This is a genomic window from Streptomyces sp. NPDC044033, from assembly GCF_056434425.1.
Map to the genome: position 1 here is coordinate 1 of NZ_JBWKFF010000030.1, position 11692 is coordinate 11692.

Sequence of the window (11692 nt, forward strand, 5' to 3'; positions counted from 1 at the left end):
GTATGTCTCCCAGCGCGTCTTCCTCCTTGGCGCCGACCGGGCACTGCCCGCGGCGGCCGCCTCGCGGAAGCCGCGGGCGCGCCGCCCGCGGGCGGCGCGCCCCCGTTCAGAGCCTCAGCTGTCCTGGGAGTCCCCGGCCTCCCCCGCGTCGCCGTGCTCGACGTCGCCGCTGCTGGGGGCCGTGGCGTGCCCCTTCTCCGCCTTCTGCACCTTCTCGACCTGCGCCTTCAGCAGGTCCTGCGGCATCTCGACGCGCTGCGGGTCGGTCAGGCTCGTCACGAAGAACATCGACAGGGTGGAGCCGGTGCGCACCACGGCGACCAGACTCGGCGCCCGCTCGGAGGTGTTGACCAGCCGGTACGCGGCCGACTCGTCGCCCAGTTTCGGCGAGGCGAGCTGCTGCACCGCGCTGAACTTCTGCTCCTCGCCCTCCCCCGTCTTCATCCCGAACCCGCTCTTGCAGTCCGTAGCGGCCTCGCGCAGGTCCGCCAGCGTCGACTTCGCGCCACCGTTCCCGTACGTGGCCACTCGGACCATGCCCATCAGGCCCTCGTAGTCCTTGCCGTCCCCGGTCCGGGCGAAGGTGTTGACCACCGACCGGGTCGGCTCGGGCTTCGGGGAGGAGCCCAGCAGCGCCGCCAGCGGCTGGCACTGGGACTGGTCCGCCTTCGCGCTCCCCGCGCCTGCGGCGCTCTTCGCCGAGGCCCGCTCGATCTGGTAGCCGTGCACCTCTTTCGCCCCGAGGGACGCCTGGGACAGGCGCTTCTCGCTCATCGGCTTGGGCTCGTCGCCCCCGCCCGAGCCTCCGCTGCATCCAGCCGTCATCAGCGCGGCCGCGGCGGAAGCCGCCACGACGGCCATCGGCTTGTATGCCTTCAACGCCATTGCCCCCTCGTCATCCGGTACGCCGACATCCTGTCGCGAACCCCCCGGAAAAGGGAACGGTAAAAGGGAACGGACCTTCGGTTTTCCCCCTCTACCCTCTAATGCTCGCGCTCCCACCGCCATCGCGGGGTCGCCGGGGCCCGTTCCGACGGGTTGCCGCGGCCCACCGCATCCGATATAAGGGCAATTCGCGCCACTTCTTACAACTCCACTTGACAAGTCCTTTACTGGTACACCTAGAGTTTGCTCACTCGAAGGAGCGAGCGCCCCACCGCACGCCGCCACGAGCGGTTTTTCCGTTTCCGGTCAGGGAGGGGCCCGCGCGCCGTCCATCGGGCGGCCGCGTCCGTACGCCATGAAGATCGCTTTCCTCATCCACAACGCCTACGGCATCGGCGGCACGATCCGCGCCACCTTCAACCTGGCCGGCGCCCTCGTCGCCCGCCACGAGGTCGAGGTCGTCTCGGTCTACCGCGGCGTGGACACCCCTCACCTGCCCGTCAGCCCCAAGGTCCGCATCACCCCGCTGATCGACCTCCGCAAGGACGCGCCGGGCTGCGACGCCGACGACGAGCTCCAGCACCGGCCCAGCTCGCGCATGCCCGAGCCGGAGGGGTCCCTGCGGGTCTTCACGCGCCTGGCCGACCTGCGCGTCGCGCAGTACCTCGCGGCCACCGACGCCGACGTCGTGATCGCCACCCGTCCCGGGCTGCTGGTCTACCTCGCCGAGGCCGACGCCGACCGCCCCTTCCTGCGGATCGGCCAGGAGCACATGACGTACTCCTCGCACGTCTCGGCCGTACGCGCCGCGCACGACGAGGTCATCCCCAAGATGCACGCCTTTCTGACCGTCACCGAGCAGGACGCGGCGACCCACCGCGAGCACCTGCCGGAGTCGAAGACCGGCGCGACCGTCCTGCGCTGCCTGCCGAACGCGGTGCCCGCCCCGAAGACCGAGCCCTCCGACGGCGACTCCAAGGTGATCGTCGCGGCCGGCCGGCTCGACGAGGGGAAGCGCTTCGACCTGCTGGTGCGCGCCTTCTCCCAGCTGGCCGACGAGTACCCGGACTGGTCCCTGCGCCTCTACGGCCGGGGCCCCGACCGAGCCCGGCTGCGCGCCCTCATCGACGAACTCGGTCTCAGCGACCGGGCGTTCCTGATGGGCCCCCGCTCCCCCATCGAGACGGAGTGGGCGAAGGCCGCCATAGCCGTCTCGGCCTCCGACGCCGAGTCGTTCGGCCTGACCATCGTCGAGGCCATGCACTGCGGCGTCCCGGTCATCTCCACCGACTGCCCGATCGGACCCCGCGAGATCATCGAGGACGGGGCCGACGGCATCCTCACCCCCGTCGGCGACGTGGCAGCCCTCGTCTCCGCCGTCCGCAAGCTCATCGACTCCCCATCGCTGCGCCGCTCCCTGGGCGCCGCCGCCCGCGCGTCCGCCCAGCGGTACGCGCCGCAGCACATCGCCGAGCGATTCGAGGAGCTGGTGCGGGAGCTGCGCCCCGAACTGGTGCCGGAGCCGCCCGCCCCGGCCGCGCCGGCCGCCGCCGCGCTGCCGCACCTGGGGCTGCGCCGCGCCGCCGCCCGGCTCGTACGGCCGCTGCGCCGCAAGCCCGAGCCGGCCGGGAAGACCGAGGCGAGCGCCTCGCCCCCGGCCCCGCTCCGGCCGCTGCGCCCCAAGGCGTCCGCCCGGGCGACCCCCGACGGCGGGCTCAGCGTGCGGCTGCCGCGCGCCGGGGCGACCGGCGAGCGCCTCGCCCTCGTCGGCCGGCTGCGCGGCACCGAGGGCAAGGCCGAGGGCGAGCGGGTGAGCGTGCCGCTGGTGGCGCCCGCGTCCGGGAAGGGCCCGCTGACCGCGGCCCTCGACCGCACCGCCACCCGGCTCGCCGAGGGCCGCTGGGACTTCCATGTGGAGCGCGCCGACGACGGCAAGCGCGCCCGGGTCGCCGCCGCCCTCGTCGAACAGGCCCGCCTGCTCACCCTGCCCCTGGTCACCGACGCGGACGGCCACGTCACCGCCTGGGTGCCGTACACGACCGCGGCCGGCTCCCTGACCCTGCGCACCTGGCGCCGCCCGCACCACGCCGAGCTGGAGCGCATCGTCGCCGGCCCGGACTCCGTCACCCTCACCGGCACCCTGCACGGCCGTACCGGACCGCTGCCCATCGACGGCACGGCGGCGCTCGTCGCCCTCTCGCCGGAGGACGACGCGTACGACGTCGCCGTGGCGGTCACCGTCGTGGACGAGCGGCGCTTCTCGTGCACGCTGCCCTACGAGCGGCTCCTCACCCGGCGCGGCACCTCACGCGACACCTGGGAACTGCGACTGCGGCTGCCCGGCGCCGGAGGGACCGGCGCCGTGCGGCTCGCGCTCGGCCGGCTCGCGGGCGACAACGTGGACCGCAAGCGGACCGACGTCGCCCCCGCCCGTGAGCTGCGGCATCCGCTGCGCGGCACGGTCGCCGTGAAGCCCGTCTTCGACCCCGCGAACGATCTCACGCTGAGTGTGGAAGACGTGACGCACACCACATGTTGAGCCGTACAGGCAACCGAAATCCTCATGAACAGTCTTTAACAACGGACCGGAATGCGCGTAACCGCTCCGGTCCGGTCATCATGGGACGATACGGAAATCCAGGCCAGGGGGAGGGAAAGCGCTCGCGCAGAGACCGCGCCGCGCGTCCACCGCTATGAAGATCTCTTTCCTCATCCAGAACGCCTACGGCATCGGCGGCACGATCCGCTCGACGTTCAACGTCGCCGCGGCCCTGACCGCGCACCATGACGTGGAGATCGTCTCCGTCTACCGCACCCAGGCCGCGCCCCGGCTGACCCTGCACCCCAAGGTCCGCCTGGTCTCACTGCTCGACAAGCGCCCCGACGTGAACGGCAACATCGCCGAGGACCCGCGGCTCGACCAGCCCACCGCGCTGATCCCGCCGGTCGAGGCGAAGGGCGCCCAGTTCAACGCCCTCACCGACCGGACCCTCGCCGACCACCTGGCCCGCACCGACGCCGACGTCGTGGTCGCCACCCGCCCCGGCCTGGTCATCTACCTCGCCGAGTACGGCCAGAGCCGCTATCTGCGCATCGGCCAGGAACACCGGATCTACGGCACCCACGAGGCCAACATCCGCGCCGCCCAGGACGCCGCCATCCCGCACCTGGACGCGCACACCACCGTCTCCGAGGCGGACGCCGCCACCCACCGCGCGCGGTTCCCCGGCATCAAGACCAAGCTCATCGCGCTCCCCAACGGCGTGCCCGCCTCCGACATCGAGCCCTCGGACGGCACCGCCAAGCTCGTCGTCGCCGCGGGCCGGCTGATCCCCGTGAAGCAGTACCACGTCCTGGTGGACGCCTTCGCCAAGGTCGCCGCCCAGCGCCCCGACTGGAAGCTGCGCATCTACGGCCGCGGCCCCGAGCACGCCGCCCTGCGCGCCCGGATCGACAGCCTCGGCATGAACGAGCACATCGTCCTCATGGGCGCCCAGTCCCCCATCGAGACCGAATGGGCCAAGGGCTCCATCGCCGCCGTCACCTCGCGCGAAGAGTCCTTCGGCATGACCATCGTCGAGGCGATGCACTGCGGCGTCCCGGTCGTCTCCACCGACTGCCCGCACGGGCCGGGCGAGATCATCGACGACGGCAAGGACGGCCTGCTGGTACCCGTCGGCGACCCCGAAGGTGTGGCCAAGGGCCTCCTCAAGCTGATCGACGACGACGAGCTGCGGCACTCCATGAGCCGCGCCGCCCGCATCTCCGCCGAGCGGTACTCACCGGAGCACATCGCCGCCCGCTACGAGCGGCTGATAGAAGAGCTGCGCGGCGGCGAGGAGCAGCCCAAGTCCGCCCCGGTCCCGATCTCCCTGATGCTGCGCCGCACCGCCGGCAAGCTCGTGCGGCCCTTCCGCCGCAGCTCCACGAGTAACGCGCTGCCCGTCAAGAACGCCATCAAGGAGATCGTCCGCAAGCCGCTCCGGCCCTCCGCGTCCACCCGCGTCGACGCCGACGGCAACATCGTCGTCCTCCTCGACCGCAAGGGCCTCACCGGCGACGACCTCGCCCTCACGCTCACCCGCCGGGGCGAGGGCGACAAGGTCACCGTCGCGCTGACCGCCCCGGCCGACGCCACCGCCCCGTACACCGCCGTCCTCACCCCCCACGAGCTGTCCCTGGCCGAGGGCCGCTGGGACCTGCATGTGGTACGGGCCGACGACGGCGCCCGGCGCCGCGTCACCTCCCGATTCGCCGAAGGCCGCGGCCTGCTGGGCAAGGAGCCGCACCCGGGCACGCCCTTCTCCTGGTTCGTCCCCTACCCGACGGTCGACGGCTACCTCGCCCTGCGGGCCTGGCGGCGCACCGCCCACGCGGAGCTCCGCACGCTGCGCACCGGGGCCGCCGCGTTCACCGTCGAGGGCACCCTGCACGGCGCCGCCTTCGCCACCGGCGGCAAGCCGCTCCTGGCCGCCGCCCCGCGCGGCGAGAGCGCGGCGCGGCCGTTCACCGCCGAGGTCACGGTCGTCGACGAGAGCCGGTTCTCCTTCACCGTCCCGTACGAGCAGGTGCACAAGGCGCGCGCCGGCGCGGCGGACGAGAGCCCCGTGTGGGACCTCTCGCTGCGGCTCGCGCCCGGCGGCCCCCTGGTCCGTATCGGCCGGATCATCGGCGACATCGTCGACCGCAACAAGACCGACATCTACCCGACCACGGCGGGCGTGCGCCCGTACATCACGATGGCGAGCAACCTGGCGGTCAACGCCCCGGCGCCCACCAAGAAGTGACGATCCGCCAAGATGATTGAGCGGTACGGACCGGGGCCCGGCCCCGGTCCGTACGCACCGGCTCAGCAGCAGCCCGCGCCCGGCAGGGTGCGCTTGTTGCGGGCCGCGAGGTTCCGGGCCGCCAGCTCGCCGTCGGCCGGATAGCCGACCTCTTCCAGCGTCAGGCCGTGCGGCCGCACGACATGCACCGCCGAATCGCGCACCCCCGCCGCCAGCACCTTGCCCGGCCAGTCCGCCGGCCGGTGCCCGTCGCCGACGAACAGCAGCGCCCCCACCAGCGAACGCACCATGTTGTGGCAGAAGGCGTCGGCCCGCACGGTGGCGGTGATGACGCCGTCCGCGCCGCGCTCCCAGCTCAGCCGCTGGAGCGTACGGATGGTGGTGGCGCCCTCGCGCCGCTTGCAGTACGCCGCGAAATCGTGCTCGCCGAGCAGCGCGGCCGACGCCTCGTTCATCGCCTCGACGTCCAACGGCCAGTCGTGCCACAGGACATGACCGCGCAGCAGCGGATCGACGCCGCCCACATGGTCGGTGACCCGGTACGCGTACCGCCGCCAGATCGCGGAGAACCGCGCGTTGAAGGCGGCCGGGGCCTCGGCGACCCGCCACACCCGCACATCGTGCGGCAGCCGCCCGGCGAGCCGCCGCAGCAGCTTCTCCTCGTGCTCCGCCCAGACGGCCGCCGGCAGGTCCACGTGCGCGACCTGTCCGCGCGCGTGCACCCCGGAGTCCGTACGGCCCGCGACCGTCAGCTCCACCGGCTCCGCGAGCCGCAGCACGGTCCGCAGCGCGCTCTCCAACTCACCCTGCACCGTGCGCTGTTCGCGCTGGCGCGCCCAGCCCGAGAACCCCTTCCCGTCATAGGAAAGATCCAGCCGGACCCGTACGGAGCCGGGCTCCACCTCGTCGCTCACCACAAGTTCCTCTCCACCGGTCTGCCAAAAGCGGAACGGGCCCGCACCCCCTGGAAAGGGGATGCGGGCCCGTCCGTACCACGCTCGATGAGCGTCAGGCGTCCTTGGACTCCTCGGCCGGGGCCTCGGCGGCCTCGTCGGAGGACTTCTTGAGGTCCTCGACGGCCTGGTCGCCCGCGGCGTCCTTGGCGGAGCGCTTCGTGGCGGCCTCGGCCTCACCGACAGCGGACTGCTGCACGGTCAGCGCCTCGACGAGCTCGATGACGGCCATCGGGGCGTTGTCGCCACGACGGTTGCCGATCTTGGTGATGCGCGTGTAACCACCGGGGCGGTTCTCGTAGCGCGGCGCGATCTCCGTGAAGAGCGTGTGCACGACGCTCTTGTCGGTGATCGTCTGAAGAACCTGGCGACGGTTGTGGATGTCGCCCTTCTTCGCCTTGGTCACCAGACGCTCGGCGACCGGACGGAGCCGGCGCGCCTTGGCCTCGGTGGTGGTGATGCGGCCGTGCTCGAACAGCGACCTCGCGAGGTTCGCGAGCAGGAGACGCTCGTGCGCGGCGCTGCCGCCCAGACGGGCACCCTTGGCGGGCTTCGGCATGGTCTTTCTCCTTCATTTCTGCACCGGCCGTATCAGGTACCGGTGTCAGTTCCCGACGAGCGGCCGCCCGCCGGAAGCATGGAAATCAAGCCCGTCCGGCGGTTGCGGACAACCGCCGGTCAGGACTCAGTACTGCTCGGTCTCCACGAACCCGGCATCGGCGTCGTCGTCGGCGCCGAAGGCGTCGGCGGCGGCCGTCGGGTCGAATCCGGGCGGGCTGTCCTTGAGCGCCAGGCCCATGCCGGCCAGCTTCGCCTTGACCTCGTCGATCGACTTGGCGCCGAAGTTGCGGATGTCGAGCAGGTCCGCCTCGGAGCGGGCCACGAGCTCGCCCACCGAGTGGATGCCCTCGCGCTTGAGGCAGTTGTACGAGCGGACCGTGAGCTCCAGCTCCTCGATCGGCAGCGCCAGATCGGCGGCGAGCGCGGCGTCCGTCGGGGACGGGCCCATGTCGATGCCCTCGGCGTCGATGTTGAGCTCGCGCGCCAGGCCGAACAGCTCGACCAGGGTCTTGCCGGCCGACGCCATGGCGTCACGCGGCCGCATGGCCTGCTTGGTCTCGACGTCGACGATCAGCTTGTCGAAGTCGGTGCGCTGCTCGACACGGGTCGCCTCGACCTTGTACGTGACCTTGAGCACCGGCGAGTAGATGGAGTCGACCGGAATCCGGCCGATCTCCTGGCCCACCTGCTTGTTCTGCACGGCGGAGACGTAGCCGCGACCGCGCTCGACGGTCAGCTCCATCTCCAGCTTGCCCTTGCCGTTGAGCGTGGCGAGGACTAGGTCGGGGTTGTGCACCTCGACACCGGCCGGCGGGGCGATGTCGGCGGCGGTGACCAGGCCGGGGCCCTGCTTGCGCAGGTACATCACGACGGGCTCGTCGTGCTCCGAGGAGACGACCAGCTGCTTGATGTTGAGGATGAGGTCGGTGACGTCCTCCTTGACACCCGGCACGGTGGTGAACTCGTGCAGGACGCCGTCGATGCGGATGGACGTGACCGCCGCACCCGGGATCGAGGAGAGGAGCGTACGGCGCAGGGAGTTGCCGAGGGTGTAACCGAAGCCCGGCTCCAGCGGCTCGATCACGAACCGCGAGCGGTATTCGTCGACGACCTCTTCGGTCAGCGACGGACGCTGAGCGATAAGCATGTGTGTGTTCCTTCATTCGTGGACGCCCGCTATTTGACGCCCGCCGTACTACAAGGGTACGGGCGGTATGGCCCCGATTACCAGTAATCGGGGCCATACCGCCCACGACCGCGAGCTGTGCCTACTTGGAGTAGAGCTCGACGATCAACTGCTCCTGCACCTGGGTGTCGATGACCGGGCGCTCGGGCAGGGAGTGCACCAGAATCCGCAGGTTCGACGGGTTCGACTCCAGCCACGCGGGCACGGTCTTGTCGCCGGCCTCGGCGCGGGCGACCACGAAGGGGGTCATCTCGCGCGAAGCCTCGCGGACCTCGATGATGTCGTTCGCGGCGACGCGGGCCGACGGGATGTCGGTCTTGCGGCCGTTCACAACGATGTGTCCGTGACGCACCAGCTGACGGGCGTGGTCGCGGGACTTGGCGAAGCCGGCCCGGTAGACCACGTTGTCGAGGCGGGTCTCAAGGATGCGCAGAAGGTTCTCACCGGTCTTGCCGGACTTCTGGTTCGCTTCCTTGTAGTAGTTCACGAACTGCTTCTCAAGGACACCGTAGATACGGCTGCACTTCTGCTTCTCACGAAGCTGGAGCAGGTACTCGCTGTCCTTGGTGCGCCCGCGACCGTGCTCACCCGGGGGGTAAGGACGGATCTCGATCGGGCACTTCGCGCTCTCGCACTTGCTCCCCTTGAGGAAGAGCTTCTGCTTCTCCCGACGGCAACGCTTGCAGTCGGCCCCGGTGTAACGCGCCATATTATATTTTCTCCTACTTCAGCTGGTCAGACGCGGCGGCGCTTCGGCGGGCGGCAGCCGTTGTGCGGAGTCGGCGTGACGTCCTGGATCGAACCCACCTCAAGGCCGGTGGCCTGCAGCGAGCGGATCGCGGTCTCACGGCCGGAGCCCGGACCCTTGACGAACACGTCGACCTTGCGCATGCCGTGCTCCTGCGCGCGACGGGCAGCCGACTCGGCGGCCATCTGCGCGGCGAACGGAGTCGACTTGCGCGAGCCCTTGAAGCCGACGTGGCCGGCGGAGGCCCAGGAGATCACGTTGCCCGTGGGGTCGGTGATCGAGACGATCGTGTTGTTGAACGTGCTCTTGATGTGGGCGTGCCCGTGAGCGACGTTCTTCTTTTCCTTGCGGCGCACCTTCTTGGCTGCGCCCTGTCGGCCCTTCGGAGGCATGTATTACTCCCGTGGAGGTGGTCGGTCCTACAGCGAAGACCGCTGATGAGCGTCCGCTGAGGACTACTTCTTGCCCGGCTTCTTCTTGCCGGCGATCGCGCGACGCGGGCCCTTGCGGGTGCGGGCGTTGGTGCTGGTGCGCTGACCGTGGACGGGCAGGCCACGGCGGTGACGCAGACCCTGGTAGCAGCCGATCTCGACCTTGCGGCGGATGTCGGCCTGGATCTCGCGACGGAGGTCACCCTCGGTCTTGAGGTTGGCGTCCACGTACTCGCGGATCTTGACCAGGTCCTCTTCGGCCAGGTCGCGAACGCGGGTGTCGGGGTTCACACCGGTGCTTTCCAGGGTCTCCTTGGCACGGGTGCGACCAATGCCGAAGACGTAGGTGAGGGCGACCTCCACGCGCTTTTCACGCGGGAGGTCAACGCCTGCGAGGCGTGCCATTGATGTGGCTCCTGAGAGATTCGGAGGTCTTCCGCAGCACCGTTCCCGTAAGACTCCGCAAGAGTTACGAGCCGGGTCCCCGGCCTCCGCCGGGGGTATCGTCCCCTCGCGTTCGTACCGCGAGGGGTCGGGTGTCTGCGTATGTACGTTTCGCTATGCGTCGCGCGAAGTAACTGCGGAGTGCAGGTCGTGCGTCAGCCCTGGCGCTGCTTGTGGCGCAGGTTGTCGCAGATGACCATGACCCGGCCGTGACGGCGGATCACCTTGCACTTGTCGCAGATCTTCTTGACGCTCGGCTTGACCTTCATGGGATGTGAGGTTCTCCGGGTCAGTGCCAGCGCCCCGCGGTGAAACGGGACGCGAGCAAGATCTACTTGTATCGGTAGACGATCCGGCCACGCGTCAGGTCGTACGGAGACAGCTCCACCACGACCCGGTCATCCGGGAGGATCCGGATGTAGTGCATCCGCATCTTGCCGCTGATGTGCGCGAGGACCTTGTGACCGTTCTGGAGCTCTACCTTGAACATCGCGTTCGGCAGAGACTCGATCACGGTGCCCTCGATCTCGATGGCACCTTGCTTCTTGGCCACGCTTCGCCTTTCGAATCGGCTACCTTGATCGGCTCGCGGCATGCGCGAAGGCAGGCGAGAGCCGACGTGTCAGTCTACGTCAGGGCACCCGGAAAGACGAATCCTGGATTATTGCCCAGCCGTGGAGATCCTTAAGCCAGCGGATCCGGGGCCGTCTCGACGCCGTACTCCGCCAGCTTGGCCTTGCCGCCGTCGACCGCCGTGAGGACCAGCGGGCCCTCCTCGGTCAGCGCCACCGAGTGCTCCCAGTGCGAGGACCAGGTGCCATCGTCCGTCTTGACCGTCCAGTCATCGGCCAGTACGTGCGTACGGGCCGTGCCCAGGTTGACCATCGGCTCGATCGCCAGGCAGAACCCCGGCACCAGCTTCGGGCCCTTGCCCCGCTTGCGCGAGACGTAGTTCAGCAGATGCGGGTCCATGTGCATCTCGGAGCCGATGCCGTGCCCGCCGTAGTCCTCGACGATCCCGTACTTGCCGGAGGCCGGCCGCGGCTGGCGGCGGATGTAGCCCTCGATGGCCCGGGAGACGTCGACCAGCCGGTGGCCCTTGCGGACCGCCGCGATCCCCGCCCACATCGACTCCTCCGTGACCCGGCTCAGCTCGCGCAGCTCCGGCGCGTGGCCCTCGCCGACGAACGCGGTGAAGGCGGCGTCACCGTGCCAGCCGTCCACGATCGCGCCCGCGTCGATGGAGATGATGTCGCCGTCCTTGAGCACCGTGTCGGTGTCCGGGATGCCGTGCACCACGACGTCGTTCACCGACGTGCAGATGGTGGCGGGGAAGCCGCCGTACCCGAGGAAGTTCGACTTCGCACCGTGCTCGGCGAGCACCTTGCGGGAGGCGTCGTCCAGGTCCTTGGTGGTGGCCCCCGGTACGGCGGCCGCCCTCGTGGCCGCGTGCACCGCGGCGACGACCAGCCCCGCCTCGCGCATTTTCGCGATCTGCTCGGGGGTCTTGATCTCCACCATCGCCGCTAACGCCTTCCTGTCGCATTCCGTACGTCCAGCACAACATTACGGCCGCGACACCCCGAGGGGCGCCGCGGCCGTACATGGTCCGACTCTCACGACCGGACAGAACCAAGCCCGGTCATCCGGCCCGTCCGGCACTCGGCGGCGGACGGACCCGAAATCCGGCCCGCCCG

The 11692-nt window shown here is 70.2% G+C and carries 12 protein-coding genes; 2 read left to right on the forward strand and 10 right to left on the reverse strand.

Annotation, left to right across the window (positions count from 1 at the left end):
- Positions 1 to 114 precede the first annotated feature (114 nt).
- Positions 115 to 885 (reverse strand): hypothetical protein, encoded by a 771-nt coding sequence (locus AC07AB_RS35580; RefSeq protein WP_478575970.1) that lies wholly within the window; start codon positions 883 to 885, stop codon positions 115 to 117.
- Between the two features lie 355 nt (positions 886 to 1240).
- On the opposite strand from AC07AB_RS35580, the gene AC07AB_RS35585 reads away from it, so the two are divergent.
- Both AC07AB_RS35585 and AC07AB_RS35590 read left to right on the forward strand, forming a co-directional pair.
- Positions 1241 to 3424, forward strand: coding sequence for a glycosyltransferase family 4 protein (locus tag AC07AB_RS35585; protein ID WP_478575971.1), 2184 nt, complete (start codon positions 1241 to 1243; stop codon positions 3422 to 3424).
- A 154-nt stretch (positions 3425 to 3578) separates the two neighbouring features.
- A complete protein-coding gene (locus tag AC07AB_RS35590) occupies positions 3579 to 5672 on the forward strand; it encodes a glycosyltransferase family 4 protein (RefSeq protein WP_478575973.1) in 2094 nt (697 codons plus the stop codon).
- A gap of 62 nt (positions 5673 to 5734) precedes the next feature.
- Here AC07AB_RS35590 and truA read toward each other — a convergent pair whose 3' ends face one another.
- The 9 genes from truA to map form a co-directional block, all read right to left on the reverse strand.
- Positions 5735 to 6586 carry a tRNA pseudouridine(38-40) synthase TruA gene (gene truA, locus AC07AB_RS35595; protein ID WP_478575975.1) on the reverse strand — a complete coding sequence of 284 codons (852 nt, stop codon included), beginning with the start codon at positions 6584 to 6586 and terminating at the stop codon, positions 5735 to 5737.
- Positions 6587 to 6680: 94 nt separating this feature from the next.
- Complete coding sequence (gene rplQ / locus AC07AB_RS35600; protein WP_478575977.1) at positions 6681 to 7184, reverse strand: 50S ribosomal protein L17; 504 nt, start codon at positions 7182 to 7184, stop codon at positions 6681 to 6683.
- 126 nt (positions 7185 to 7310) lie between these two features.
- Positions 7311 to 8333 (reverse strand): DNA-directed RNA polymerase subunit alpha, encoded by a 1023-nt coding sequence (locus AC07AB_RS35605; protein WP_003956430.1) that lies wholly within the window; start codon positions 8331 to 8333, stop codon positions 7311 to 7313.
- Positions 8334 to 8454: 121 nt separating this feature from the next.
- Positions 8455 to 9081 carry a 30S ribosomal protein S4 gene (gene rpsD, locus AC07AB_RS35610; RefSeq protein ID WP_478575979.1) on the reverse strand — a complete coding sequence of 209 codons (627 nt, stop codon included), beginning with the start codon at positions 9079 to 9081 and terminating at the stop codon, positions 8455 to 8457.
- 26 nt (positions 9082 to 9107) lie between these two features.
- Positions 9108 to 9512 (reverse strand): 30S ribosomal protein S11, encoded by a 405-nt coding sequence (gene rpsK / locus AC07AB_RS35615; protein ID WP_003948617.1) that lies wholly within the window; start codon positions 9510 to 9512, stop codon positions 9108 to 9110.
- 63 nt (positions 9513 to 9575) lie between these two features.
- Entirely contained in the window at positions 9576 to 9956 is a 381-nt protein-coding gene (gene rpsM / locus AC07AB_RS35620; RefSeq protein WP_478575981.1) for a 30S ribosomal protein S13, read from the reverse strand.
- A gap of 194 nt (positions 9957 to 10150) precedes the next feature.
- A complete protein-coding gene (rpmJ, locus tag AC07AB_RS35625) occupies positions 10151 to 10264 on the reverse strand; it encodes a 50S ribosomal protein L36 (protein WP_003956441.1) in 114 nt (37 codons plus the stop codon).
- 62 nt (positions 10265 to 10326) lie between these two features.
- On the reverse strand, positions 10327 to 10548 hold the full coding sequence (infA, locus tag AC07AB_RS35630) for a translation initiation factor IF-1 (RefSeq protein WP_003956442.1): 222 nt from the start codon (positions 10546 to 10548) through the stop codon (positions 10327 to 10329).
- Positions 10549 to 10679: 131 nt separating this feature from the next.
- Complete coding sequence (map, locus tag AC07AB_RS35635) at positions 10680 to 11516, reverse strand: type I methionyl aminopeptidase (protein ID WP_478575983.1); 837 nt, start codon at positions 11514 to 11516, stop codon at positions 10680 to 10682.
- Positions 11517 to 11692: the final 176 nt, after the last annotated feature.